Genomic DNA, 24,012 nt, shown 5'->3' with positions numbered 1-24,012 from the left:
CAATCAGAAGCGCACATGGGCCGACAGCTCCGCCGAGCGCGGGCGGCCGAGGATCCACTGGTTGTTGCCGCTGTACAGCGTCTGCGCGTAGATGCGGTCCGTGAGGTTGTAGACGTGCAGGGCCAGTACCGTGCCCGGGCGCACGGCCCAGCGCAGGCTGGCGTCGGCCACGGTGAAGGAGGCCGCGCTGCTGCTGTTGGCGTTGTCCACCTTGCGCGCACCGACGTAGCGCACGCCCAGGCCCACCTCCCACGCGGGCATGAAGGCCCAGGTCACCCAGCCGTTGGCCGTGCGCTCGGGCACGCCCGGCGGGGTGTTGCCGTTGCGCGAGACCACGCGGCCGCTGACCACTTCGTTGAAGTCGTCGAACTTCGCATCCAGCACGGCGGCATTGAGGTCCAGCCGCACGGTGGACACCGGCGCATAGCTGACCGATGCCTCAATGCCGCGCGAGGACTGGGCGCCCACCTGCTGGAAGAGGTTGGGGTCCACCGCGTCGCGGATCAGCAGCTTCTTCTTCTCGATCCAGTAGGCGGCCAGCGTGAACTCGCCCTTGCGGTCGTCGAACAGTTGCTTCCAGCCGATTTCGGCTTGCCTGCCCGTGGCCAGGTCGAACTGGCTCTGTTGCGCCGAGGTGTTGACCACGCCGCCCAGCGGGTCGGCCGCCGTCGAATACTGCGCGTAGACGGACGTGACCGGCGTGACGGCATACACCGCGCCAATGCGGCCTGACAGGTGGTTGAAGCTTTTGTTCACATCGGGGTCGATGCGTTTGGAATCCTGCTTGCCGTAGGCAATCGAATCCCAGCGCAGACCCGTGACCAAGGACAGCTGTTGGGTCAGCTGCAGCTGGTCTTCCACGAACAGCGAGCGCGTATCGGTCTGGGCCTTGAACAGCTCACCCACGGTCACACCCGTGGTGGGGAAGTTGCCGGGCACGAACTGGTAGGGGTCGAGCGACTGCGCGGCCGCGCCGTCGCCCCGCGTCTTGGCGTATTCGAGCCGGTTCACGTCGAAGCCCACCGTGAGGGTGTTGGGCAGGCCGGCGATGGGCTGCTTGAGCGTGGCGTCGAAGCGGTTGCCCACCTGGTCCAGCGTGTAGTCGATGCCGATGAAGCCCGAACGCGTGATGCGCCGCGTGGCGGGCACGTAGGCATAGCCCTCGGCGTTGTTCCAGTGGCGGTCCGAGGCGATGCGGTACAGCGAGTTGCGCAGGGTAAGGGCCGAGGAGGGCGTCCACTCCGTATCCAGGCGTGTCCACTGGTCGCGGAACTTGAGGTACGCATCGGCCACGTTGAAATTGGCCTTGCGCAGTGCCGGGTCGATGCGGCCGTTGACCAGTGGAATGCCGAAGTAAGGCGCGGGCTCCTGGTTGCCGTAGTCGTGCGACAGGGTGAAGCGCAGGTCGGGCGTGGCATCGAAGCGCAGGGCGCCTGCGGCCACCAGCGACTTGGAGCCGCCGCGGTCCACATGGCCATCGGAGCGGTTGTGCGACAGGTCCACCCGGTACGACCACTGCTCGTTGATGGCGCCGCCGCTGCCGAATGCCGTGCGCACTGTGTCCTGCGAGCCGTAGGCCAGGCGCACCTCGTTGGAAATGGCACCGCGCGTGGGCTTCTTGGGCACGGTGTTGATGGCGCCGCCGATGGCACCCTCGCCATACATGATCGAGGCGGGGCCGCGCAGCACCTCCACACGCTCGGCCTGCCAGGGGTCGAACGGGAAGGTGACGGTGCCGCCCGAGACGTACTGGCGCGTGCCGTCGTACAAACGCATCACCGAGGTATTGCCGGCAAAGCCGCGCGCCACCAGGGCGCCACCGGCGGCCGAGGCCGTCTGCGTGATGCCGGTGGCGCGGGAGGCGGCGTCGGCGATGGACTGGTCACCGCGCTGGCGGATGGTCTCGCCCTCCAGCACCTCGATCGAGGCCGGCGTTTCCAGCGCCGTGAGGCCCAGCCGGCTGCCGGTGCTGGTGGGCGTGGTCAGCGTCTGGGGTGTTTCGATGAAGGCACCGGACTGCACGGTGACCGGGGCCAGTGTGGCGGTTTGGGCCTGTGCGCCCGTGGCAGCAGCCAGTGTGAGAACGGCACCGTAGAGGCACGAGACATGGAAGCGCGCGGGCGCATGCCCGGCCGAGGGGCGGCAAAAGTGGGGATTCATGGGGCAACGGATACAGGGGCGTCCTCCCCGGCATCCCCGCCGGGTCTGGACTGAACGGTTCGCCGCACGCCATGGGCATGCCTGCAGACCACTTCGTTGGCCGGTATCCGGGCTGGGTGGAAAAAGCGTCCCTTGCCTTCCCAGGCGCCGTTGGCGCCCAGTGGCTTGATGAAGGATGCCGAGCCGTAAGGCTCTTCCACCGACCGTTGCGGGGGCAGCGCAGGTCAGGCTTGTTGCAAAGCCCTCCTGCTTCCCGTTGAACTGCGTTCCAGAAGAGGACCGCGAGCACCAACAGGGCGCGATTGTATGCGGTTGTTAACGGTCAGTGCTGCGTTCAGGGCGCTGCAAGCCGCTGCAGCAGCTCGGCAGTGGGGTAGCCATCGGCCACCGCACCAAGGCTCTGCTGGTACTGGCGCAGCCCGGCGCGCGTGGCCGGGCCCATCACGCCGTCGGGCGTGCCGGCGTTGAAACCGCGCTGGTTGAGCAGCGTCTGCAACTGCTGCATCTGGCTGCGCGACAGCGGCGCGAGGTCACGCGGCCAGGCGGTGGCCACGCCGCTGCCGCCGTCGATCTGGCGCGCCAGCAGGCCCACGGCCAGCGCATAGCTCACCGAGTTGTTGTAGCGCAGGATGGCGCGGAAGTTCGGCCCCACGAGAAAGGCCGGGCCGCGTGCGCCGGCCGGCGTGGCGATGGAGGCGGCCTCCAGCGCGGGCAGCGGTTGCCCGTCCACACCCTGCAGGCCTTCGGCAGCCCACTGGGCAGCCGTCTGGCGCACCGTCTGCTCGGCACGCGCGTAGTCAAAGCCCAGCGGCAGCCGCACCTCCACGCCCCAGGGCTGGCCGGCCTGCCAGCCCATGCGCGCGAGGAAGTTGGCGGTGGAGGCCGCCACATCCGGGATGCTGCCCCAGATGTCGCGATGGCCGTCGCCATCGGCATCGACCGCATAGGCCAGAAAGACCGAGGGCAGGAACTGCGTATTGCCCATGGCGCCGGCCCAGGAGCCCACCATGCGCTCGTCGCTGATGTCGCCCTGGTCCAGGATGCGCAGGGCCGCCAGCAGCTCGCTGCGCGCCCAGGCGGCGCGGCGGCCTTCGAAGCCCAGCGTGGCCAGCGCATCGACCGCGCGGAAGCTGCCGAAGTTGCTGCCGTAGTTGCTCTCCATGCCCCAGATGGCGGTGATGATGGAGGAGGGCACGCCATAGCGTGTGGCTGCGGCGTCGATGGCCGCCTGGTGCTCGGCCCGCTTGGCCTGGCCCTGGGCGATGCGCTGGGCCGACACGGCGCTGTCGAGGTAGGCCCAGGGCGTGCGGTTGAATTCGGGCTGGGCGCGGTCGAGTTCGATCACGCGCGGCTGCAGCGTGGCATGGGCCAGCACCTGCTGCACGGTGGCCGGCCGAATGCCCGCAGCCAAGGCCTCGCGCGAGAAGCCGGCGATCCAGGCGGCAAAGCCGGACTGCTCGGCATCCTGGATCGCAGAGGTGGTGACTGGGGCGCGGGTTGTGGATGCTGGAGCCGTGGGCTGTGGTGCCGCAGCCGCAGCCGCAGCCGGCGCGGTGGGGGCAGGCGGTGTGGCGCAGCCTGACAGGGCGAGAGCGCAGGCCATGGCCAAAGCAGTCAGGGCGACGCGGGGCGCAACATGCAAGAAGCGGCGGGCAGAATAGGGGGCAAGCGAAATGGGCATTCCCCATTGTCCCGTGCCCGGCATACTTGCGGGTTCTGGTGTTTCTGACCGTAGCAATTTCATTTCATGCATACCTTCCTCTGGCACGACTACGAAACCTTCGGCGCCAACACGCGGCGCGACCGGCCCGCGCAGTTCGCCGCCATCCGCACCGATGCCGACCTCAACGAGATCGGCGAGCCGCTGAACATCTTCTGCCAGCCGGCCAACGACTACCTGCCCGACCCGGTTTCGTGCCTCATCACCGGCATCACGCCCCAGCAGTGCCTGGAGCAGGGCATGCCCGAGCACGCCTTCGCCGCCCGCATCGAGGCCGAACTGGCCCGGCCCGGCACCATCGGCGTGGGCTACAACACCATCCGCTTCGACGATGAGATCACGCGCTTCATGTTCTGGCGCAACCTGATCGACCCCTATGCGCGCGAATGGCAGAACCAGTGCGGCCGCTGGGACCTGCTGGACGTGGTGCGCATGACCTACGCCCTGCGCCCCGACGGCATCACCTGGCCGAAGAAGGAAGACGGCGCGCCGAGCTTCAAGCTCGAGCACCTGTCCAAGGCCAACGGCCTGTTGCACGAGGCCGCGCACGATGCCCTGTCCGACGTGCGCGCCACCATCGCCCTGGCGCGGCTCATCCGCCAGCACAACACCAAGCTGTTCGACTTTGCCCTCAGCCTGCACAAGAAGGACAGGGTGGCCGCCGAGCTGCGCCTGCCGGCCACGGCCATCACCGCCAAACCGTTTTTGCACGTGTCGGGCATGTTCCCGGTGGAGCGTGGCTGCCTGGCCGTGATGTGGCCGTTGGCCAGCCACCCGTCCAACAAGAACGAGCTGATCGCCTGGGACCTGGCGCACGACCCTACCCCTCTGGCCAGCATGGGCGTGGAGGAGATCCGCCTGCGCATGTTCTCGCGCGCGGCTGACCTGCCCGAGGGCGTGACGCGCCTGCCCATCAAGACCATCCACCTGAACAAGTCGCCCATGGTGGTGGGCAACGTGAACACCCTCACGGCCGAGCGCGCCCGGCACTGGAACATGGACCTGCCCCAGGCGGCCCAGCACGCCGAGATCGCGCGGGTGCTGCCCGACATGAGCGGCATCTGGCCCCAGGTGTTCGCCCGCCCCGAGGAGCCCACGCCCGACGTGGACCAGGACCTGTACGGCGGCTTCGTGGGCAATGGCGACCGCCGCCAGCTCAACGACATGCGCGCCATGAGCGGCGATAAGCTGGCGCGCACCCGCCCGTCGTTCGACGACCCGCGCCTGAAGGAACTGCTGTGGCGCTACCGTGCCCGCAACTTCCCCGCCACCCTCTCGCCCGAGGAGCAGGAGCGCTGGGAAAAGCACCGCGCCGCCTGCCTGTTCGACGGGGCGGGTGGTGCCCGCACGGTGGAGCAGCTGTTCACCGAGATCGACAATCTCTCCGAGACTGCCGACGACGACCGCACCCAGGACATCCTGGGCGCCCTGTACGATTACGCCGAGCACATAGCGCCCGAGCGTTGAGTATTTTCCTTTTCCCAGGCCTGCAGAGCAGGCCCGCATCCCCATGAGCAGCAGCAACGACAAGCCCACCCGCCAGTTCACCACCGAGATCGTGCATGCCGACCGCCTGGCCGGCACCGAGTACGGTGCGGTGCACCAACCCATCCACACCTCGGTGCAGTACGGCTACGAGAAGGTGGAAGACCTGATTGGCGTGTTCCAGGGCACGATCAAGGGCGGTTTCAACTATGCCCGCCAGGGCACGCCCACCACGGCGGCGCTGGAGGCCAAGGTCACGCAGATGGAGCGCTGCCAGGGCTCCATCGTGTTTGCCACCGGCATGGCGGCCGTCTGCGCGGTGTTCCTCACCTTGCTCAAGGCGGGCGACCACCTGCTGGCCAGCAAGTTCGTCTTCGGCAACACCAACAGCGTGTTCGGCACCCTGGCCGACCTGGGTGTGGAAGTGACCGTGGTGGACGTGACCGACGCCGCCCAGGTGGCCGCCGCCGTGCGCCCCAACACGCGCATGGTGTTCGTGGAGACGATTGCCAACCCCGGCACGCAGATCCCCGACCTCGAAGCCATCGGCACCCTGTGCAAGGAGCACGGCCTGCTCTACGTGGTGGACAACACCGTGGCATCGCCCTACCTGTTTCGCCCTGTCACTGTGGGGGCAGGGCTCATCATCAACTCGCTGACCAAGAGCATCGGCGGCCTGGGCGATGCCTTGGGCGGCGCGGTCACCGACACCGGTTTGTTCGACTGGAGCCGCTACCCCAACATCTTTGCCCCCTACCGCAAGGGCGACGCCAAGGGCTGGGGCCTGCAGCAGGTGCGCAAGAAGGGCCTGCGCGACATGGGCGGCACGCTCTCCTCGCTGGCGGCCCACCAGCTGGCGCTGGGCGCCGAGACCCTGGCCCTGCGCATGGACCGCACCAGCGCCACGGCCCTGGCCCTGGCCCAGTGGCTGGAGCAGCACCCCGCCATCGCCCGCGTGCACTACCCGATGCTCGAATCGCACCCACAGCACGCGATCGCGCGCAAGCACTTCAAGGCCGGCTCCTGGCTGCTGGCCTTCGAGTTGCGCGATGCCGACCAATGCCTGTCTTTTTGCAACCGCTTGCAACTGCCGATCAAGGCCACGGGCCTGGCCGACACGCGCACGCTGATCATCCCCGTGGCGCACACCATCTTCTGGGAGGCGGGCCCCGCCGTGCGTGCCAACATGGGCATTGGCGACGGCATGATCCGCCTGTCCGTGGGCCTGGAAGAGATCGAGGACCTGCTGGCGGACTTCGAGCAAGCGCTCGCCTGAAAACCCCTCGTGCTGGTTGAGGGGTGCAAGCTGGCGTAAGGCCGGCATGCTAAGGTTTCCTGAAATGCCGGGCAGTGCCAACTGCAACGGCCGCAAGGAGACAACCATGCACCTGGAGCAAGCCGCCATGGCGGCACCGCGCGACCTGATACCCCACGCCCATGCGCGCTCGGCTGCCTACGGGCTGCGCGCGCAGGACGTGATGGACGCCATGCCGCTGGCCGGTGCCGACCTGCGCTGCACGCTGCAGCGCAACCAGGTGCTGGCCGACCATGCGCTGCCGGTGATGGAGACGCTGTACCACCAGATCGCCGGCACCCACAGCATGGTGCTGCTCACCGACCCCGAAGGCGTGATCCTGCATGCCCTGGGCGACGACGATTTCGTGGCCCGGGCCGACCGCGTGGCCCTGCGTCCTGGCGGCGTCTGGACCGAGGAGCGCAAGGGCACGAATGCCATCGGTACCGCGCTGGCCCTGGGCCAGGCCGTGCAGGTGCATGCGGGCCAGCACTACCTGCGCGCCAACCAGTTCCTCACCTGCTCATGCGTGCCCATCCTGGACCCCCAGGGCAGGGCCTTGGGCGCGCTCGATGTCAGCGGCGACCACCGCAGCCAGAGCAAGCACACCATGGCGCTGGTGCGCATGTCCGCCCAGATGGTGGAAAACCACCTCTGGAACCAGGTCCACGCGGACGCGGTGCGCCTGCACTTCCACGCGCGGCCCGAGTTTCTGGGCACGCTGGTCGAGGGGCTCGCGGCCTTCAGCGCCGACGGGCGCTTTCTCTCGGCCAACCGCAGCGGCCAGTTCCAGCTGGGCCTGTCGCACAGCGCGCTGCAGGCCCATACCTTTGTCTCGCTGTTCGGGGTGGACATGGGCCGCGTACTCGACCATTGCCGCAAGGCGTCCAGCGCACTGCTCACGCTGCGCCTGCCCGGCGGCGTGACGGTGATGGCACGGCCCGCGTACCGGCCGCAGGCCGAGCGGCTGTGGTCCGGTGGCGCAGCCGAGCCAGCCCGGGCCCTCGTCCAGGTGCGGCCTGCCCGTTCGACAGGGCTCTCGGGCCTGCGCTACCTCAACACCGGCGACCCCGCGCTGGCCCAGGCCATTGACCGTGTCACCAAGCTGCTGGGCCGCGACATCGCCACCTTGATCCTGGGCGAGACCGGCACCGGCAAGGAGCTGCTGGCCCGCGCCATCCACCACGACGGGCCGCGGCGGCAGGCGCCGTTCGTGGCGGTCAACTGCGCGTCCATCCCCGAGTCGCTGATCGAGTCAGAACTGTTCGGCTACGAGGAGGGCGCCTTCACCGGCGCACGGCGCAAGGGCAGCCCCGGCAAGATCGTGCAGGCCCATGGCGGCACGCTGTTCCTCGACGAGATCGGCGACATGCCGCTGGCACTGCAGGCCCACCTGCTGCGCGTGCTGCAGGAGCGCAGCGTGGCCCCGCTGGGCGGCACGCGCCAGGTCGAGGTGGACATCCAGGTGGTCTGCGCCACCCACCGCAACCTGCGCGCGATGATGGCCGAGGGCAGCTTTCGCCAGGACCTGTACTACCGCTTGAACGGCCTGGTGGTGCGCCTGCCCGCGCTGCGCGAGCGCAGCGACCTGGCGGCCATCGTGCAGCGCGTGCTGCAATCGGGCACCGAGTCCGCTGCGCCGCCGCTGCCCTTGTGCCCCGAGGTCATGGACCTGTTCGCGCGCTGCGCCTGGCCCGGCAACCTGCGCCAGCTGACCAACGTGCTGCGCATGGCGGCGCTGATGGCCGAGGGCGATACCGCCATCCGGCGCGAACACCTGCCCGAGGATTTTCTGGAGGAATGCGAAGAGGTTGCAGCGCTCGCAGCCGCTCCCGCAACCGCCGCGCAGCCTCTGCAGGCCATCACTGCGGCCGCCATCGCGCAGGCCCTGGCCGCGCAGGGCGGCAATGTCTCAGCCGTGGCGCGTGCGCTGGGCGTGTCGCGCAATACGGTGTACCGGCACCTGCGCGCCCAGGCGGCGGGCTGAAGCGCGCGGCTTCGCGGCGGCGCGGGCCTTTCGGGGTCAGTTGAACAGGTTCTGCATCTGCCCGTAGGGGATCTGCCCCTGCAGCTTGTCCGACTCACCCCCTTGCAGAAAGTCCGTCGCCAGCTTCGCCGCATCGCCCCACAGCACCTGCGGAATGCCGGAGCCCGCGCTGAGCCGCTTCACCCCCAGGGCCTGCAGTTGCGTGGCGTTGGCCAGGCCGCCCCAGGCCATCAGGTTCAGCGGCAGGTCGACACCGGCCACGACGGCCTGGATCTGCGCGGCATCGGCCAGCCCGGGCACGAACAGGCCATCCACGCCCGCGCTGCGGTACAGCGTGCCGCGCGCGATCGCTTCCTCGGCCTGGCTGCCCTCATCGACCAGCCGCGCAAGCACGACGTCCGTGCGTGCGTTGACGAACAGATCCAGCCCGTCCTTGGCCAGCCGCTCCCGGATCGCCTCGGCCTTGCGTGCGAGTAGCACAGCAGGTTTGCGCCCGTCTTCCAGGTTGATGCCGGCAACGCCCACTTCGGCCAGCCGCGCAGCCAGGTCCGCCACCTGTGCCGGGTCGTCCGAATAGCCGTCTTCCATGTCCACGGACAGCGGCACATGCAGCACCCGCACCAGGTTCTTGGCATACGCCAGCACCACCTCGACGGGCATGGCGTAGCCGTCAGGGTACCCCTGCGACCAGGCCACGCCCGCGCTGGTCGTGGCGATGGCCGTGGCCCCCAGGCTCTCGAAGAGCCTGGCGCTGGCAGCGTCCCAGGCGTTGGGCAAGCGCAGCAGGGTGCCATTGGCGTGCAGCCCGCGGAACGTGGTGGCATGTGCGGTCACAGGGGTCTCCTTCGGAAGGTCTTTGCGCAAGCATACCGCCGGTAGACCTCGAAGACGTGGCCAGGGCTCAGGCCACCGGGTGCAGTTTCAGCAGCGCCGTCTCTTCATCGCTGAACAGCCGCGAGCGGATCAGAAAGCGCAGGCCCGTGGGCCGCTCCAGCGAGAACATGCCGCCCCCGCCGGGCACCACGTCGATGGTCAGCTGCGTATGCTCCCACACCGCGAACTGCGGGCGGCTCATGTAGAAGGGTTCGCCGCCGATGTGGCCGAGTTGCACGTCAGAATCGCCCACCATGAACTCGCCGCGTGCAAAGCACATGGGCGCGCTGCCGTCGCAGCAACCGCCCGACTGGTGGAACATCAGCGGGCCGTGCTGCGCGTTCAGCCGCGCGATCAGTTCCAGGGCCGCAGGCGTGGCCGTGACACGGACCGGCGGGTCTGTGCCATGGCCTTGCCGGGTGGCCTCATGGGCTACAGGGGCCAGGGTGTCGGCCATGCTGCGCGTGCTCAGAAGAAGCCCAGGGGCGCCTGCGTGTAGCTCACCAGCAGGTTCTTGGTCTGCTGGTAGTGGTCCAGCATCATCTTGTGGTTCTCGCGGCCGATGCCCGACTGCTTGTAGCCGCCGAAGGCCGCATGGGCCGGGTACTGGTGGTAGCAGTTGGTCCACACGCGCCCGGCCTGGATGCCGCGGCCCATGCGGAAGGCGCGGTTGCCGTCGCGGCTCCACACCCCTGCGCCCAGGCCGTACAGCGTGTCGTTGGCGATCTCCAGCGCTTCTTCCTCGGTCTTGAAGGTGGTGACCGACAGCACGGGGCCGAAGATTTCTTCCTGGAAGATGCGCATCTTGTTGTGGCCCTTGAACACGGTGGGTTGGATGTAGTAGCCGCCGGCCAGGTCGCCTTCGAGGTGATTGCGCTCGCCGCCGATCAGGCACTGCGCGCCCTCCTGCTTGCCCAGGTCCAGGTAGGAGAGTATTTTTTCGAGCTGCTCCTGCGAGGCCTGCGCGCCGATCATGGTGCCCTTATCCAGCGGGTGGCCCTGCTTGATGGCGGCCACGCGCTTCAAGGCGCGCTCCATGAAGCGCTCGTAGATCGATTCCTGGATCAGCGCGCGGCTCGGGCAGGTGCAGACTTCGCCCTGGTTCAGCGCGAACATGGCAAAGCCTTCCAGCGCCTTGTCGAAGAAGCCGTCGTCGGCGTCCATCACGTCCTCGAAGAACACGTTGGGGCTCTTGCCGCCCAGCTCCAGCGTCACGGGGATGATGTTCTGGCTGGCGTACTGCATGATCAGCCGACCCGTCGTCGTCTCGCCCGTGAAGGCGATCTTGGCGATGCGCGGGCTGCTGGCCAGGGGCTTGCCGGCTTCCAGGCCGAAGCCGTTGACCACGTTGAGCACGCCGGGCGGCAGCAGGTCGCCAACGATCTCCAGCAGCACCAGGATGGAGGCGGGCGTCTGCTCGGCGGGCTTCAAGACCACACAGTTGCCGGCGGCCAGGGCCGGGGCCAGCTTCCACACCGCCATCAGGATCGGGAAGTTCCAGGGAATGATCTGCCCCACCACGCCCAGCGGCTCGTGGAAATGGTAGGCCATGGTGTCGTGGTCGATTTCGCTGATGCCGCCTTCCTGCGCACGGATGCAGCCCGCGAAATAGCGAAAGTGGTCAATGGCCAGCGGAATGTCGGCCGCCATGGTCTCGCGCAGCGGCTTGCCGTTGTCGATGGTCTCGGCCACGGCGATGGTCAGCAGGTTGGCCTCCATGCGGTCGGCGATCTTGAGCAGGATGTTCGCACGGTCCGTGGTCGAGGTCTTGCCCCAGGCGGTCTTGGCCTTGTGGGCGGCGTCCAGCGCGGCGTTGATGTCCTTGTCGTTGGAGCGCGGGATGGCGGTGAACACTTGGCCGTTGATGGGCGAGCTGTTCTCGAAGTACTGCCCGTCGATGGGGGCTACCCACTGGCCGCCGATGTAGTTGCCGTACTGCTTCTTGTAGGGGTTGGCGATGCCGAGGCTCGCGATTTCTGCCATGTTCATGTGCTTGTCTCCTGCGGTGGTTGGGATGTGCCAGGTGCCGTTGCCGGTGCCTGTACCCCCTGCAGAGCGCAATGCACGTGCCAGCGGCACGCGGGGCAGGGTGCGGTGGTCGGCGAAGGCGCGCCAACCCAATGCCCATGCGGCTTGCGCCCCCATCGGCGGGTGTGCGCCGGCAGCGGCTGGCGCGCCATGCCGATGTGCCATGGCACACCCGTTGTTCCACAACGGAACAGCGCAGGTGGCACAGCCCTGCACACATGGCAGTCGCTTGCGTGCGAAATGCCCGCCTTGGAGCCCGGGGCGTGGTTGCGGGCCGCTGGTTTTGCCACAATGAGGGCATCGCCACCCGGATGCCCATGACCGCTACCCCCACCACCATTCCCGCCACCATCGGCAAGTACCGCATCGAGCGCGAGCTCGGGCGCGGTGCCAGCGGCATCGTGTACCTGGGGCTCGACGGGTTCCGCGGCAAGCGCGTGGCCATCAAGCAGATGCACGCCCACCTGCTGGCCCAGCCCGACCAGGCCGAGCGCTACCGCCGCCTGCTGCGCAACGAGGCGGCCATGTCCGGCCGGCTCAAGCATCCCCACATCGTGCGCCTGCTCGACGCCGACGAGGACGCCGCCCAGCCCTACCTGGTGCTCGAATACGTGGACGGCCAGCCCCTGGCGGCCCATGCCCGGGCCGATGCGCTGCTGCCCGTGCCCCAGGTGCTGGACATCGCCTTCAAGTGCTGCAATGCGCTCGAATACGCCTACCGCGAAGGCCTGGTGCACCGCGACATCAAGCCCGCCAACCTGATGCTGGCCGCCAACGGCGACGTCAAGCTCACCGACTTCGGCGCCGCGCTGTCGCTGCGCAGCGATGCCACGCAGCTCTCGGGCATGGTGGGCTCGCCCTCGTACATGTCGCCCGAGCAGGTGCGCGAGGAAGACCTGACCCACCACAGCGACATGTTCTCGCTGGCCATCGTGGTGTACGAGCTGCTCACGGGCCGCCGCCCGTTCGACGGCGAGACCGACTTCGCCACGCTCTACAAGATCAGCCACGAAGAGCCCACGCCCCCGAGCCTGCTGCGCGCCTCGCTGCCCGGGCATGTGGACGCGGTGCTGCTACGCGCCATGGCCAAGAAGCCGGCCGACCGCTTTGCCACCTGGGGCGACTTTGCACAGGCGCTGCTCGACGCCCACCGTGACCTGCCGCGCCAGCGCTCGCAGGACACCGAGGCCGAGCGCTTCGGGCGCCTGCGCGAGCTGCCCTTTTTTGCCGATTTTCACGACGTGGCGCTGTGGGAGCTGATGCGCCTGGGCAACTGGCGCCGGCTGGAGCAGGGCACCGTGCTCATGCGCGAGGGCCAGCCCGGCGACTCGTTCTGCATCCTCATCGAGGGCCAGGTGACCGTGAGCCGCCAGGGCTGGACCCTGAGCACCCTGAGCGCGGGCGTGACCCTGGGCGAGATGACCTACCTGCGCCCCGACAACCGCCAGCGCACCGCCACCGCCGTGGCCGAGACCGAGGTGTTGGTGCTCAAGATCCGCAACCCCGCGCTGCGCGAGGCGTCCGAAGACCTGCAGTCGCGCTTCGACAAGGCCTTCATCAAGCTGCTGGTGGGCCGGCTGATCGCCGCCAACGAGCAGATTGCCGAATGGGATATGGTGGCCGGGCAGGTGTTTGCGCCCGAAGGGCCGGATGGCAATTGACCGGATTGGTCGCTGGCGAGGCCGCTGGTGCCCGCGACGTCACTTCACATAGTCATCCCAGAAGCCCTCGGCAGGCTCGGCCTGCTCCACTATGTCGAGCACCAGACCCGATGGGTCGCGCACCTGAAAGCGCACCTGGCCCCAGGGCTCGTGCTGCACCGCGTAGGCGATCTCCACGCCGGCCGCACGCAGGCGTGCCTCTTCGCGGCGGGCATCTTCCACCTGCAGGGTGAGCAGCAGGCCCTGACCGCTGAAGACTTCGGGGCCCGGCGGGCGCGAGGGGTGGTCGGGCGCCATGAAGGCGATCGAGGTGGTGCCGCCCTCGGTGCTGCCGCGCGACAGCAGCACGAACCACGAGGCCTCGAACACCACCTCGAAGCCCAGGTGCTGCACGAAGAAATCGCGCGAGGCCTGCACGGTGCCGGTAGTGACCAGGGGGTAGGCCGAGGTCAGTTGCGAAAGGGTGGCAGGGGAGGTGGTTGGCATGGGGGCTCCTGTTGCATCCAATGAACACTGGGTACATACTGTCTGTATGTTCGATAAAATATAGAAACGTACAGTCTGTATGTCAATAGGAAAGCCTATTCCCACCCCCGCTGCGGGCAACCGGCGGCTGGAGCAGGGCGCCCAATCACGCACCCGGCTCATCGCGGCGGCGCGCACGCTGTTCGAGCGGGACGGCTATGCCGCCACCTCCACCGAGGCGCTGCTGGTGGCCACCGGCCTTACGCGCGGCGCGCTGTACCACCACTTTCGCGACAAGAAGGACTTGTTCGTTGCGGTCTGCGAGGCCGTGCATGCCGGGCTCAGTGCGGCCATTGACGGGGCGGCCGATGGCCAGGACGCTCCTGTAGACCAGTTGTTGGCGGGCGCGCTGGCGTGGATCGATGCCGTATCCCACCCCGGTCCGCGCCAGGTGCTGCTGATCGACGGCCCCTCGGTGCTGGGAGCAGAGGCCTGGGCGGAGCTCGACGGGCGTCATGGCTACCAGCAGCTGCATGCCGTGGTCGCCCAGATCCTGGCACCCACGGGTCTGGCGGCCCTGGACGTGGATGCCTGCGCGTCTGCCCTGAACGGCGCCATCAACGAATTGGCCAGATGGCTGGCACGCCACCCGGCCGATGGGCACCCGGGCGCACGCGATGCGGTCATCGCCGCCCTGCAGCGGGTGTGCGCCAGCGTGCTGCCGCCAGCGGAAGAGATGGGAAAAGGCGCCTGAGCCGGTATATCGACCCGCCTGGGCCTTGAGCCACGTCAGCAGTTCGGCCAGCGGCATGGCCTTGGCAAACAGCCAGCCCTGCGCATGGCGCACCCCGCGCTCGCGCAGGAAGTCGGCCTGGAACTGGGTTTCCACGCCCTCGGCGATCAAGTCCAGCTCCAGTTTCTGCGCCATCTCGATGATGTGTGTGGCGCTGCGCATCGAGGAGAACCACATCGCCGCCCACCTTAGCTTGGCCAACGGCGTCTACATGGAGCAACTCGACTGGGCCGCCTGCATCGGCCGCTACGACAGGGACCGCCCCCTGTTCTACCTGGATTCGCCGTATTGGGGCGCTGTGGGCTATGGTATCCCGTTCCCCTGGGAGCAGTAGGAGCTGATCACGGTCAAGCTCAAAAACATCAAGGGCAAAGCCGTGATCAGCATCAACGACCACCCCGCCATCCGCGATTGCTTCGCGGCCTATGACATGGGGAACTGCGCATCGACTACACCGTGGGTAGCGGCGCCAACCGGGTGGAGCGTTGCGAACTGCTCATTTACAGTTGGGATGGCCAACCCGAACCGGCGGGACTCTTCTGAAAGGGGGCGGCATGATCGAAACGCTAAAGGGTAACGAAGCAACTGCGCGGAGTGAGGCGGGCTCCAACACGTATCACATGGGGAGATTTCTGAATGAAGTGTTGAATCCCACTTTTCTCGCTGTGATGGAGCGTAAGGACACCGAGCAAGCTGAACTGGCTGCGAGCGATGATGTTTTGAATCAGGTAAAGCGCGTCATTTCGCAGTCAACCAATGACTCGCTGCTTAGAGACATGGAGGTTGCTTTTTGCTTGTCTATCCAGGCAATTTGGGAGCGTGGCTTCAGAGCCTATGTCCAGAAGTGCGCCAGCGCGATGCGCGACGAAACTGCCGAGGCGAAGTCAAAAGCGACTCCATGGACTGACGTCAAAGACGGTTTTCAGTTGATACAAGGAATTAGCCTTAGCCAATATCCACAGAGCGCTGAACTCGAGCTGTTACACATGATCGGCAATGCTTGTCGTCATGGCCCCGGGAAGTCGTTAGATCGTCTGATGAGGTCCAATCCCGAGCTTTGGCCTGGAGGTGTGGATGTATCGTATCCGACCGGCCCAATGCAGGGCTTGCTGATTTCCCACGAGCGACTGCAGAGGTTTGCCGCTGCGGTGCGGTCCTTCTGGTCTTCGATTGACCTAGAGCTGTATGAGCAACAGTACTCGGAGGAGGAACGCCAAGCGCACCGAGAGAAGGAAGAGGCATTCCGTAGCGTCGACATCGAAGTCCATCGCGAAAAGATGCGCAAATTTTTGCTCGAACGTTTCGGTCAGCCCCCACGGCCTGCAGACGGGCCTTCTCCAAGTATTTAAGCTGAGTCCATCGAAACGCTAACTGGAGAGATTTATCGCAGTTGGCGGTCTGTGATTTTCGCGCCGCACTTTGCCAAAGCCCCCTCACTAGACAATACGAATGAGAATGCATATCATTTAATTGCCTGAGTACGCTACGCCCCGTCCACCGCAAAAGGCTCCCACCAGGAGCATTGCCATGGACCTGCGCCACGCAGCCAGCCTTTCGACCCCCAACACTGCCCGGGACGCCCTGGTGCCCGAGCCCGCCACGCTGGCCCATTGGGAGCGCACTCTGCAGCGCGCCAATGCCGCGCTGCGCTTGGACCAGCCGGTCATGGCGCTGGCCTACCAGCAGCAGGCGTTGGTCATTGCCTTGCGCATTGCACAGGCGCCCCCGGCCGGCCGGGAGGACGACTGCATTGCCGCCCTGGTGGTCTCGCACCTGAACCTGGCTGATCTGCAGGCCGAAGCCGGCGCCCTGGAGGACTGTGCGCAACTGCGGTGCAGCGTACATGCCGCGCTGCTGGGCCTGATGGCCGATGGCAGCCGGGGCACTGCGTTGCAGCAGGCCGCCTGGCGCCACAGCCGTGAAACCCACGCCGCCTTGGTGCGCCATGTGCAGGCGCATGGCGCGCACCCCGACATCACCGCCGTGCTGGCCGCTGCTTCGGGCGTGCTGCAGGGCGCGGCCCACTGAGTTTTTCTTCGTCTTCCCCACCCTTGAAAGGAACCCATGCCCTATTCGCTGCCCGCCTTGCCCTATGCCTACGATGCGCTGGAACCCCATATCGATGCCCGCACGATGGAGATCCACCACACCAAGCACCACCAGACCTACATCAACAACCTGAACGCAGCACTGGAAGGCACGCCCCATGCCGGCCTGCCGATCGACGAGCTGGTGGCAGGGCTGGTGCAACTGCCCGAGAACCTGCAGGGCCCCGTGCGCAACAACGGCGGTGGCCATGCCAACCACAGCCTGTTCTGGACCGTGATGTCCCCCATCGGCGGCGGCGAGCCGCAGGGCGAACTGGCGGCGGCCATTGCCACCGAACTGGGCGGCTTCGATGCGTTCAAGGAGGCCTTCACCAAGGCGGCACTCACGCGCTTTGGCAGCGGCTGGGCCTGGCTGTCGGTGACCAGCGCCGGCAAGCTGGTGGTGGAGAGCTCGGGCAACCAGGACAGCCCGCTGATGGCCGGCCTGCTGTCGGGCAACACCCCCATCCTGGGCCTGGACGTGTGGGAACACGCCTACTACCTGCAGTACCAAAATCGCCGCCCTGAGTACATCGCGGCGTTCTATAACGTAGTGGACTGGGCTGAGGTGGCCCGCCGCTACGCCCTGGCGCGCGGCTGAATCGATCCGCACTGCTGCGCCTCGCACCCTGAACAGATGCCTTCCGGAGCCGACACCATGCCCGTTCCCTCGCCGTCACCCGACAACGCCGCCTTGCCCAACCGTCTGACCGAGACGCCGCGCCAGCCTTTGCATTGGCGCCAGTGGATCGGGCTGGCCATCGTGGTCACGGGGGGCGTGGTCGGCACCTGGCAGATCTGGCAGTGGATCGCTGGCCAGCCAGTGGTGCTCGATGCCTGGAGGGGAGGCATGGTGGCCGCCCTGGCCACGGCCCTGGGCACGCTGCCGGTGATGCTGTCGCAGCGCATCTCCGAGCGCACGCAGGACACGCTGTTCGGTTTTGGGGCAGGCGTGATGCTCGCCGCCTGCTCGTTTTCGCTCATCATCCCGGGCATCAATGCCTCGCGCGCGGCCGGGGCAGGGGCCTGGGAGGCGGGTGGCACCATGGGCGCTGCCATTTTGCTGGGTGCGCTGGTGCTGCTGCTGATGGAGCGCCTGCTGCCGCACGAGCACTTCATCAAGGGCGTGGAGGGCCAGACCTCGCGCACCTTGCGGCGCACCTGGCTCTTCGTGTTCGCCATTGCCCTGCACAACCTGCCCGAGGGCCTGGCCATCGGCGTGGGCTATGCGAGCGGCGACACCATGCGGGCCGGCGCCCTGGCCACGGGCATCGCCATCCAGGATGTGCCCGAGGGCCTGGTGGTGGCCGTGGCGCTGCTGGCCGCCGGTTACAAGCGCTGGCTGGCGGTGGGGCTGGGCATGGCCTCGGGCCTGGTGGAGCCCATCGGCGCGGTGATGGGGGCTGCCGTGGTCAGCTACTCGGCAAGCCTCCTGCCCTGGGGCCTGGGCTTTGCCGCCGGCGCCATGCTGTTCGTGATCAGCCACGAGATCATCCCTGAATCCCACCGCAAGGGCCACGAAGCCTGGGCGACCGGCGGGCTGATGCTGGGCTTTGTCATCATGATGGTGCTGGACACGGCCTTGGGCTGATCCCGGGCAAGCCATTCCACAGGCCACGGCAAGCAAGTTGTCGTGGCCTTTGTGCTTTTCAGGGCAGGGCCTCGTACGCTTCCTTGATCGCCGGGGCCAGCGACTGGAGTGGGGTGGCGGTGGTATTGCGCGCATTGCGACCTTCCACCGAGCGCACGCGCCCTTCGTTGATGCCGCGTGCCATCTCCGCGAGCAACTGGGCCAGGTCGGGTGCGATGCCGGCCTGGGCCATGCCCTGGGCGGCGTCGTCATAGGGCAGTTGCTGGTAAGCCAGCGCCGGCTGGCCGATCACCCCGCCCACGAAGGTTGCAAGCTGGTCGTGGCTCAGGTCGCCGGGCCCCAGCAGCTCGCGCACGCTGTGGCCGGTCCAGCCGCGCTGGTCCAGTGCCCCGGTGGCGGCATCGGCAATGTCGCGCGTGGCTATCATGGGGATGGGCAGGCCGGGCGCGAAGGCGTCCGCCAGGCTGCCGCCGTACTTCACCCCGGGCAGCAGGTTGAAAAGACCCTCGAAGAACATCGCCGGGCGCAACGCCAGCACATGGCTGTGCTGCAGGCTGGCCAGGCGCTGCTCCTGCTCGTGCAGGCTGGTCAACACGCCGGTGCCCGTGGGTTGCTCGGCCCCCAGGCTGCTCAGGGCCACCACATGCGGTACGCGCGCGGCCTGCAGCGCCGCGACGATGGCCTGGCCCTGGGTGCGTTGCAGCTCCATGAAGCCGGGGGCCGTGGGGTCGAAGGGCATCATGGCGTAGACGGCGTCGGCGCCTTCGAAGGCGCGGGTGAGGTAGGCCGGGTCGGCACAGTCGCCCACGATCACCTGCGCACCCTGCTGGCGCAAGGCGTCGAGCCGCTCGGCCGAGCGGCCCATGGCGCGCACGCGGTGGCCCAGCGCGAGGAGGTTGCGGGCGATCACGCTGCCCGTGTGGCCGGTGGCACCCATTACTGCGATGTCTGACATGTGGAACTCCAAGGGGTTGTTGAACAAACAGGCGTCCAGTGTCTTGGGGAGTGGTAGGCATGCCAATGATGAAAGGTCGGTGTTTATTGATCATTCGTCCAGACCGGCTTAGGATGCGGCATGGACATCCAGGTTGAAGCCGCTTCTGCCGCCGCGGACCCGCTGGGCCGGGCCTTGCACCTGTTGCGCATGACGGGCGTGATCTATTGCTACTCGTACCTGCACCCGCCGCTGGGCATCGCCCTGCCGCCGATTCCGGGCTGCCTGATGTTCCATGCCATCACGGCCGGTGAATGCTGGCTGCGCGTGCCAGGGGCCGAGCCCGTGCTGCTGCGCGCGGGCGATTTCGCGCTGGTGCCGCGCGGCGAGGGGCACGACCTGCTCTCCACCGCCACGTCACGGGCCGATGCCTTCTTCGACCTGCCGCGCGTGCAGCTCGGTGGCCGCTTCGAAATCATGCGCCATGGCGAGGGCACGGAGCCCGTCTCTCTGGTCTGTGGTGCAGTGCGTTTCGACGACGTGCTGGCCCGCCGCCTGGTGCATGCGCTGCCACGCCAGATCGTGCTGAGCGGGCAGTCGCTGGGCCCATCGAACTGGCTTTCGCCCATCCTGTCCCTGCTGCAGGACGAGGTGCAGCACCTCAAACCCGGTGGCGAGGCGGTGGCCACGCGCCTGGCCGATGTACTGGTGCTGCAGGCCATCCGCACCTGGCTGCAGAACGACCCGGGCGCGCGCACCGGCTGGCTGGGCGCCTTGCAGGACGCCAAGCTTGGCCCGGCCCTGGTACTCATGCATGAGCAGCCCGGCACGCCATGGACGCTGGCCTCGCTGGCCAGCGCGGTGGCCATGTCGCGTTCGGCGTTCGCCGCGCGCTTCGCGGCGTCGGTGGGCATGCCGGTGATGCAGTACCTGACCCTGTGGCGCATGGCGCTGGCCCAGTCGCGCCTGCAGGAGGGTCAGGTGCGCCTGGCCGAGCTGGCCGACAGCCTGGGCTACCAGTCGGAGGCGGCGTTCAGCCGTGCGTACAAGCGCTGGTCGGGGCGGTCGCCGGGGAGCGAGCGGCGGGTGGAGGCAATGGCCCTTTAGCCGAAGAACCAGTAGCAGACAGCAATCGCCGCAATCACGCCCGCCAGCTCCGCCAGCAACGCGCACGCCACCGCATGCCGCGCGCGCTGTATGCCCACCGCTCCGAAGTACACCGCCAGCACATAGAAGGTGGTCTCGGTGCTGCCCTGGATGATGGCGGCCGCGCGGGCGGCAAAGCTGTCCACGCCCTGGGTCTGCATGGTCTCTATCAGCATGGCGCGCGCGGCGCTGCCCGAAAAGGGCTTGACCAAGGCTGTGGGCAATGCGTCCACGAAGCGCGTGTCGGCGCCGACCGCCTCCACGCACCAGCGGATCGCGTCGAGTACATAGCCCAGCGCGCCCGAGGCGCGGAACACGCCCACCGCGCACAGCATGGCGACCAGGTAGGGCAGCAGGCCCTTGGCCACGTCGAAGCCCTCGCGCGCACCCTCGATGAAGGCCTCGTACACGGCCACCTTGCGCCAGGCGCCCAGCACCACGAACATCACCACCAGCGAGAACAGCGTGAGGTTGCCCAGCAGCGACGACAGGCTGGCCAGCGCCGCCGCGCTCAGCGTGGTCAGCAAGGCCATGAAGCCGCCCAGCACCAGCGCCACGGGCAGAAGGTAGGCCAGCACCACGGGGTGCCACAGCGGCAGCCGCTGCACGATGGCCACCGTCACCAGCCCGACCAGGGTGGAGGCGGAGGTGGCCAGCAGGATGGGCAGAAACACCAGCGTCGGGTCTGGCGCGCCTTGCTGCATGCGGTACATGAAGATGGTGACCGGCAGCAGCGTGAGCGACGACGCATTGAGCACCAGGAACAGAATCTGCGCGTTGGTAGCGGTATCGGGCCGGGGGTTGAGCTCTTGTAGCGAGCGCATGGCTTTCAGGCCCATGGGCGTGGCCGCGTTGTCCAGCCCCAGGGCGTTGGCGGCAAAGTTCAGCGTGATCAGCCCTAGGGAAGGGTGGCCGCGCGGCACCTCGGGCATCAGCTTGGCGAACAGCGGCGCCAGCCAGCGGGCGAGGGCGTCGACGATGCCGGCCTTTTCGGCAATGCGCAGAAAGCCCAGCCACAGCGTTAGCGTGCCGAACAGCAGCACCATCACCTCGACCGAGAGCTTGGCCATGGCGAACAGCGCCTCGACCATGGCCCCGAAGATCTGCACATTGCCGCCCACCAGCCACTGGGCAAACGCCGCTATGGCGGCGACGATGAAAAAACCCAGCCACAGGGTGTTGAGCATCCGGTCTCCACGAAGATTGCAGGCTCCGAGATTACCCCGGCAGGGGCATGCACAAATACCTGCGAGCCGAGAGCGTGACAGTGGTACCCTACAGGGTTCGGCTGGGTTGTGCCCTGCGGCATTTTTACAACGTCCTGCGGCCCCCGATCCCAGCCCTTGACCTTCATTTGGGCGCCTTGGCGCGCCAACAACCAATACACCACCTAGGAAGAGATCCAACATGGGCGCGCAGTGGAAAGCAAAAGGCAAGGCACAGGTCGCTGATGCCAAGGGCAAGCTGTTTGGCAAGCTGGTCAAGGAAATCATGGTCGCTGCGCGCGGCGGTGCCGACCCGGCCGGCAATGCACGCCTGCGCCTCGTGGTCGAGCAGGCCCGCAAGGTGTCCATGCCCAAGGAAACCCTGGAGCGCGCCATCAAGAAGGGCTCGGGCACAGGGGCCGACGCAGTCAACTACGAACACGTGATCTATGAGGGCTTTGCGCCCCACCAGGTGGCGGTGATGGTCGAGTGCCTGACCGACAACGTCAACCGCACCGCGCCCGAGATGCGCGTGCTGTTCCGCAAGGGCCAACTGGGTACCTCCGGCTCGGTGGCCTGGGACTTCAACCATGTGGGCATGATCGAAGCCGAGCCCGCCAGCGCCGGTGCCGACCCCGAACTGGCCGCCATCGAGGCCGGCGCGCAGGACTTTGAAGCCGGCGACGAAGAAGGCACCACCACCTTCTGGACCGACCCGACCGACCTGGACCTGGTGAGCCGCGCGCTGCCGGCCCAGGGCTTCACGGTGCTGTCGGCCAAGCTGGGCTACAAGCCCAAGAACCCGGTGAACCCCGCCAACCTCACGGCAGAACAGCTGGAAGAAGTGGAAACCTTTCTGGCCGCCATCGACTCCAACGACGACGTGCAGAACGTTTACGTGAGCCTGGGTGGTTAAAAGGCTGTTGGCTGCGGGGCCAGCGCCTGGCCGCAGCAACCCTTCAAATCCATGACCGCAGACCACTACGCTGCCCTCGGGCTGGCGGCCAACGCCTCGCTCGCCGACATCAAGAAGGCCTACCGCCAGAAGGCGGCCTTCTACCACCCGGACCGCAACCCGGCGCCCGATGCTGCGCAGCGCTTCCAGTTGGTCCAGAAGGCCTACGACGTGCTGTCCGACGACGAGGCCCGCCAGGCCTACGACGACAACCGCCGCCGCAACCTGCTGGACGACCCGCTGCAGACCGCCCAGGAAATCTGGCACACCTATACCCAAGGCATTCTTCCTTCGTGAAACTCTCTCCTTATTTTTATGACCTGCGTTCGGCCTACCAGGCCGAGCTTGATGACCTGACCCAGGATTCCGAAGGCAAGGACGTGCTGCGCAAGCGGCTCACGCAAAAGCGCGGCGAGATCGCCTTTCTCGTGCAAATGATGGAGCTGGCGCCCGAGATGGTGGCCGTGGTCTTCCACCAGGGCTTTCGCTTTGCGCGACCTGCCGCGCTGGAGAGCCTGATCGGCCGGGGCGCTGACGACCTGCCGGCCTGGGGCACCCTGGCCGATGGCGCCGTGCTGCTCGAACCTTGGGCTGCAGGCCTGGCGAAGACGGTACTGGCCGAACCCGGTGGCGAGCGCTTCATGGCCGTGGCGGCGGGCCTGGAGTACCTGCAGGTGCATTCGCGCCTGGCGCCTGCGGCCCAGCATGCCGACGCCGAGGAAGAGGGCGACGATGAAGATGCCGCTGAGCACGACGACGATTACGACAACCTGAGCGCTGACGACGCCGCCGACCCGCACAACGCCCGCTCGCGCGACGAGGCCAGCGACAACTGGCTTTCCGACGTAGGCTTTGACCGCAAGGACTGACCATGAGCAACAACCACCTGGCCCTGATCACCAAGACCACCAGCCTCATCGCCGCAGGCGACATCGTGGGCGCCGAATCGGCGCTGGCCGAGCTGGCCGACACCGATGGCGACAACGCCCTGATGGTGGTGCTGGACCAGCTCGCGCCCAAGGACATTCTGGCTGTGATGCGCGAGTACGACGATTCCAAGGCCTCGGTGGTCAACCTGCTGGTCACGCCCGAGCAGTTTGCGCGCGCCATGGTGCTTGAAAAGCAGTACAAGGACCTCACCCACACCCACCTGCGCAACATGGTCAACGCCGTGGTGTTCCGCGACGATGCCGACCCGGTGGCCTTTCTCACCGCCATTGGCGACCTGGAGGGCGGCAGCGAGGCCCTGGCCAACTACTTTGCCGAAAAGTGGAGCCGCATCGAGGCCTTTGCCCGCACCGGCACCTTCGACGCGGTGGAAGACTACGGCCCGACGCTGACCGACGACGAACTGCTGGCCTCGGGCTACGTGCAGCCGCGCATCGACCAGGACGAAGTGGCCGACCGCGACTGGATGCAGATGGCCTGGCTGCTGCGCTACGAGTGCCGCGACCTGTTCATCGAAACTCTGCTGGTGCTGCGCGCCAAGGCCCGCGCCTTCGACCTGGGCCTGGAGGAGGGCGACGAGGCGGCCGAAGAGGACGACGGCAAGTTCGAGACCAGCGAGACCGACCGCGGCAAGGCGACGCCTGCTGCGCGCGCATCCGACGAAGAGTCGGCTATCTGAC

At 67.4% G+C, this 24,012-nt stretch carries 22 protein-coding genes, 1 pseudogene and 1 riboswitch; of the genes and pseudogenes, 14 read left to right on the top strand and 9 right to left on the bottom strand.

Features of this window, described 5'->3' with window-relative positions:
• Positions 1–3: 3 nt before the first annotated feature.
• Both ACSQ3Y_RS20205 and ACSQ3Y_RS20200 read right to left on the bottom strand, forming a co-directional pair.
• On the bottom strand, positions 4–2,160 hold the full coding sequence (locus ACSQ3Y_RS20205; protein WP_436178631.1) for a TonB-dependent receptor: 2,157 nt from the start codon (positions 2,158–2,160) through the stop codon (positions 4–6).
• Between the two features lie 81 nt (positions 2,161–2,241).
• A riboswitch (cobalamin riboswitch) is annotated at positions 2,242–2,468 on the bottom strand.
• Between the two features lie 26 nt (positions 2,469–2,494).
• Positions 2,495–3,841: a lytic murein transglycosylase gene (locus ACSQ3Y_RS20200; protein ID WP_436178630.1), complete on the bottom strand. Its 1,347-nt coding sequence runs from the start codon at positions 3,839–3,841 to the stop codon at positions 2,495–2,497.
• A gap of 66 nt (positions 3,842–3,907) precedes the next feature.
• Here ACSQ3Y_RS20200 and sbcB point away from each other — a divergent pair, with 66 nt between their 5' ends.
• The 3 genes from sbcB (at position 3,908) to ACSQ3Y_RS20185 (ending at position 8,646) form a co-directional block, all read left to right on the top strand.
• Complete coding sequence (gene sbcB / locus ACSQ3Y_RS20195) at positions 3,908–5,347, top strand: exodeoxyribonuclease I (protein WP_436178629.1); 1,440 nt, start codon at positions 3,908–3,910, stop codon at positions 5,345–5,347.
• A gap of 43 nt (positions 5,348–5,390) precedes the next feature.
• Entirely contained in the window at positions 5,391–6,641 is a 1,251-nt protein-coding gene (locus tag ACSQ3Y_RS20190) for a cystathionine gamma-synthase family protein (RefSeq protein ID WP_436178628.1), read from the top strand.
• Positions 6,642–6,747: 106 nt separating this feature from the next.
• Positions 6,748–8,646 (top strand): sigma-54-dependent Fis family transcriptional regulator, encoded by a 1,899-nt coding sequence (locus ACSQ3Y_RS20185; RefSeq protein ID WP_436178627.1) that lies wholly within the window; start codon positions 6,748–6,750, stop codon positions 8,644–8,646.
• A gap of 36 nt (positions 8,647–8,682) precedes the next feature.
• Here the strand turns inward: ACSQ3Y_RS20185 and ACSQ3Y_RS20180 are convergent, their stop codons facing one another.
• From ACSQ3Y_RS20180 to adh, 3 genes are all read right to left on the bottom strand, one after another.
• Entirely contained in the window at positions 8,683–9,480 is a 798-nt protein-coding gene (locus tag ACSQ3Y_RS20180; RefSeq protein WP_436178626.1) for an isocitrate lyase/PEP mutase family protein, read from the bottom strand.
• 67 nt (positions 9,481–9,547) lie between these two features.
• Positions 9,548–9,976 carry a DUF779 domain-containing protein gene (locus ACSQ3Y_RS20175; RefSeq protein WP_436178625.1) on the bottom strand — a complete coding sequence of 143 codons (429 nt, stop codon included), beginning with the start codon at positions 9,974–9,976 and terminating at the stop codon, positions 9,548–9,550.
• An 11-nt stretch (positions 9,977–9,987) separates the two neighbouring features.
• The gene (adh, locus tag ACSQ3Y_RS20170; RefSeq protein WP_436178624.1) at positions 9,988–11,508 is read right to left on the bottom strand and encodes an aldehyde dehydrogenase; all 1,521 of its coding nucleotides are present in this window, start codon (positions 11,506–11,508) and stop codon (positions 9,988–9,990) included.
• A gap of 356 nt (positions 11,509–11,864) precedes the next feature.
• On the opposite strand from adh, the gene ACSQ3Y_RS20165 reads away from it, so the two are divergent.
• Entirely contained in the window at positions 11,865–13,208 is a 1,344-nt protein-coding gene (locus ACSQ3Y_RS20165) for a protein kinase domain-containing protein (protein WP_436178623.1), read from the top strand.
• A 39-nt stretch (positions 13,209–13,247) separates the two neighbouring features.
• Here ACSQ3Y_RS20165 and ACSQ3Y_RS20160 read toward each other — a convergent pair whose 3' ends face one another.
• Positions 13,248–13,694 carry a VOC family protein gene (locus ACSQ3Y_RS20160; protein WP_436178622.1) on the bottom strand — a complete coding sequence of 149 codons (447 nt, stop codon included), beginning with the start codon at positions 13,692–13,694 and terminating at the stop codon, positions 13,248–13,250.
• Between the two features lie 79 nt (positions 13,695–13,773).
• Between ACSQ3Y_RS20160 and ACSQ3Y_RS20155 the strand changes: the two genes are divergently transcribed.
• Positions 13,774–14,427, top strand: a complete 654-nt coding sequence (locus tag ACSQ3Y_RS20155; protein ID WP_436178621.1) for a TetR/AcrR family transcriptional regulator — start codon at positions 13,774–13,776, stop codon at positions 14,425–14,427.
• Between the two features lie 120 nt (positions 14,428–14,547).
• Here ACSQ3Y_RS20155 and ACSQ3Y_RS20150 read toward each other — a convergent pair.
• Positions 14,548–14,601: pseudogene (locus tag ACSQ3Y_RS20150) on the bottom strand (hypothetical protein); the annotation flags it as partial.
• Between the two features lie 419 nt (positions 14,602–15,020).
• Between ACSQ3Y_RS20150 and ACSQ3Y_RS20145 the strand changes: the two are divergent.
• From ACSQ3Y_RS20145 to ACSQ3Y_RS20130, 4 genes are all read left to right on the top strand, one after another.
• Positions 15,021–15,815, top strand: coding sequence for a hypothetical protein (locus tag ACSQ3Y_RS20145; RefSeq protein WP_436178620.1), 795 nt, complete (start codon positions 15,021–15,023; stop codon positions 15,813–15,815).
• Positions 15,816–15,993: 178 nt separating this feature from the next.
• The gene (locus ACSQ3Y_RS20140; RefSeq protein ID WP_436178619.1) at positions 15,994–16,494 is read left to right on the top strand and encodes a hypothetical protein; all 501 of its coding nucleotides are present in this window, start codon (positions 15,994–15,996) and stop codon (positions 16,492–16,494) included.
• Between the two features lie 36 nt (positions 16,495–16,530).
• Positions 16,531–17,154, top strand: a complete 624-nt coding sequence (locus tag ACSQ3Y_RS20135) for a superoxide dismutase (protein ID WP_436178618.1) — start codon at positions 16,531–16,533, stop codon at positions 17,152–17,154.
• Between the two features lie 57 nt (positions 17,155–17,211).
• Positions 17,212–18,144: a ZIP family metal transporter gene (locus tag ACSQ3Y_RS20130; RefSeq protein ID WP_436178617.1), complete on the top strand. Its 933-nt coding sequence runs from the start codon at positions 17,212–17,214 to the stop codon at positions 18,142–18,144.
• A 58-nt stretch (positions 18,145–18,202) separates the two neighbouring features.
• Here the strand turns inward: ACSQ3Y_RS20130 and ACSQ3Y_RS20125 are convergent, their stop codons facing one another.
• On the bottom strand, positions 18,203–19,099 hold the full coding sequence (locus ACSQ3Y_RS20125) for an NmrA family NAD(P)-binding protein (protein ID WP_436178616.1): 897 nt from the start codon (positions 19,097–19,099) through the stop codon (positions 18,203–18,205).
• Between the two features lie 120 nt (positions 19,100–19,219).
• Between ACSQ3Y_RS20125 and ACSQ3Y_RS20120 the strand changes: the two genes are divergently transcribed.
• Positions 19,220–20,185, top strand: a complete 966-nt coding sequence (locus tag ACSQ3Y_RS20120) for an AraC family transcriptional regulator (RefSeq protein WP_436178615.1) — start codon at positions 19,220–19,222, stop codon at positions 20,183–20,185.
• Here the strand turns inward: ACSQ3Y_RS20120 and ACSQ3Y_RS20115 are convergent.
• A complete protein-coding gene (locus ACSQ3Y_RS20115) occupies positions 20,182–21,411 on the bottom strand; it encodes a nucleoside recognition domain-containing protein (protein ID WP_436178614.1) in 1,230 nt (409 codons plus the stop codon). The genes ACSQ3Y_RS20120 and ACSQ3Y_RS20115 overlap by 4 nt on opposite strands.
• A 220-nt stretch (positions 21,412–21,631) precedes the next feature.
• Here ACSQ3Y_RS20115 and ACSQ3Y_RS20110 point away from each other — a divergent pair, with 220 nt between their 5' ends.
• Genes ACSQ3Y_RS20110 through ACSQ3Y_RS20095 form a run of 4 tightly spaced genes read left to right on the top strand, consistent with a single transcriptional unit; the run spans position 21,632 to position 24,011 of the window.
• Positions 21,632–22,345, top strand: a complete 714-nt coding sequence (locus ACSQ3Y_RS20110) for a YebC/PmpR family DNA-binding transcriptional regulator (RefSeq protein WP_057203202.1) — start codon at positions 21,632–21,634, stop codon at positions 22,343–22,345.
• Positions 22,346–22,396: 51 nt separating this feature from the next.
• Complete coding sequence (locus tag ACSQ3Y_RS20105; protein WP_057203201.1) at positions 22,397–22,681, top strand: DnaJ domain-containing protein; 285 nt, start codon at positions 22,397–22,399, stop codon at positions 22,679–22,681.
• A complete protein-coding gene (locus ACSQ3Y_RS20100; protein ID WP_436178613.1) occupies positions 22,678–23,253 on the top strand; it encodes a hypothetical protein in 576 nt (191 codons plus the stop codon). Before ACSQ3Y_RS20105 ends, ACSQ3Y_RS20100 begins: the two co-directional genes overlap by 4 nt.
• A 2-nt stretch (positions 23,254–23,255) precedes the next feature.
• Positions 23,256–24,011 (top strand): hypothetical protein, encoded by a 756-nt coding sequence (locus ACSQ3Y_RS20095; RefSeq protein WP_057203199.1) that lies wholly within the window; start codon positions 23,256–23,258, stop codon positions 24,009–24,011.
• Position 24,012 lies beyond the last annotated feature (1 nt).

It is taken from the genome of Acidovorax sp. LjRoot66, from assembly GCF_964253305.1.
Lineage (GTDB): Bacteria > Pseudomonadota > Gammaproteobacteria > Burkholderiales > Burkholderiaceae_C > Acidovorax.
The sequence above is the reverse complement of the archived record's forward strand: the minus strand, read 5'-3'. Positions and strand labels throughout refer to the sequence as shown.

What these genes read in the sequence shown, in the direction of transcription:
- ACSQ3Y_RS20115 (WP_436178614.1), bottom strand. Translation starts at nt 21,411, where the DNA reads ATGCTCAACACCCTGTGGCTGGGTTTTTTCATCGTCGCCGCCATAGCG.
- ACSQ3Y_RS20155 (WP_436178621.1), top strand. Translation starts at nt 13,774, where the DNA reads ATGTCAATAGGAAAGCCTATTCCCACCCCCGCTGCGGGCAACCGGCGG.
- ACSQ3Y_RS20160 (WP_436178622.1), bottom strand. Translation starts at nt 13,694, where the DNA reads ATGCCAACCACCTCCCCTGCCACCCTTTCGCAACTGACCTCGGCCTAC.
- ACSQ3Y_RS20190 (WP_436178628.1), top strand. Translation starts at nt 5,391, where the DNA reads ATGAGCAGCAGCAACGACAAGCCCACCCGCCAGTTCACCACCGAGATC.
- ACSQ3Y_RS20120 (WP_436178615.1), top strand. Translation starts at nt 19,220, where the DNA reads ATGGACATCCAGGTTGAAGCCGCTTCTGCCGCCGCGGACCCGCTGGGC.
- ACSQ3Y_RS20185 (WP_436178627.1), top strand. Translation starts at nt 6,748, where the DNA reads ATGCACCTGGAGCAAGCCGCCATGGCGGCACCGCGCGACCTGATACCC.
- adh (WP_436178624.1), bottom strand. Translation starts at nt 11,508, where the DNA reads ATGAACATGGCAGAAATCGCGAGCCTCGGCATCGCCAACCCCTACAAG.
- ACSQ3Y_RS20165 (WP_436178623.1), top strand. Translation starts at nt 11,865, where the DNA reads ATGACCGCTACCCCCACCACCATTCCCGCCACCATCGGCAAGTACCGC.
- sbcB (WP_436178629.1), top strand. Translation starts at nt 3,908, where the DNA reads ATGCATACCTTCCTCTGGCACGACTACGAAACCTTCGGCGCCAACACG.
- ACSQ3Y_RS20110 (WP_057203202.1), top strand. Translation starts at nt 21,632, where the DNA reads ATGGGCGCGCAGTGGAAAGCAAAAGGCAAGGCACAGGTCGCTGATGCC.
- ACSQ3Y_RS20200 (WP_436178630.1), bottom strand. Translation starts at nt 3,841, where the DNA reads ATGCCCATTTCGCTTGCCCCCTATTCTGCCCGCCGCTTCTTGCATGTT.
- ACSQ3Y_RS20130 (WP_436178617.1), top strand. Translation starts at nt 17,212, where the DNA reads ATGCCCGTTCCCTCGCCGTCACCCGACAACGCCGCCTTGCCCAACCGT.
- ACSQ3Y_RS20095 (WP_057203199.1), top strand. Translation starts at nt 23,256, where the DNA reads ATGAGCAACAACCACCTGGCCCTGATCACCAAGACCACCAGCCTCATC.
- ACSQ3Y_RS20135 (WP_436178618.1), top strand. Translation starts at nt 16,531, where the DNA reads ATGCCCTATTCGCTGCCCGCCTTGCCCTATGCCTACGATGCGCTGGAA.
- ACSQ3Y_RS20175 (WP_436178625.1), bottom strand. Translation starts at nt 9,976, where the DNA reads ATGGCCGACACCCTGGCCCCTGTAGCCCATGAGGCCACCCGGCAAGGC.
- ACSQ3Y_RS20125 (WP_436178616.1), bottom strand. Translation starts at nt 19,099, where the DNA reads ATGTCAGACATCGCAGTAATGGGTGCCACCGGCCACACGGGCAGCGTG.
- ACSQ3Y_RS20140 (WP_436178619.1), top strand. Translation starts at nt 15,994, where the DNA reads ATGGACCTGCGCCACGCAGCCAGCCTTTCGACCCCCAACACTGCCCGG.
- ACSQ3Y_RS20105 (WP_057203201.1), top strand. Translation starts at nt 22,397, where the DNA reads ATGACCGCAGACCACTACGCTGCCCTCGGGCTGGCGGCCAACGCCTCG.
- ACSQ3Y_RS20145 (WP_436178620.1), top strand. Translation starts at nt 15,021, where the DNA reads ATGATCGAAACGCTAAAGGGTAACGAAGCAACTGCGCGGAGTGAGGCG.
- ACSQ3Y_RS20205 (WP_436178631.1), bottom strand. Translation starts at nt 2,160, where the DNA reads ATGAATCCCCACTTTTGCCGCCCCTCGGCCGGGCATGCGCCCGCGCGC.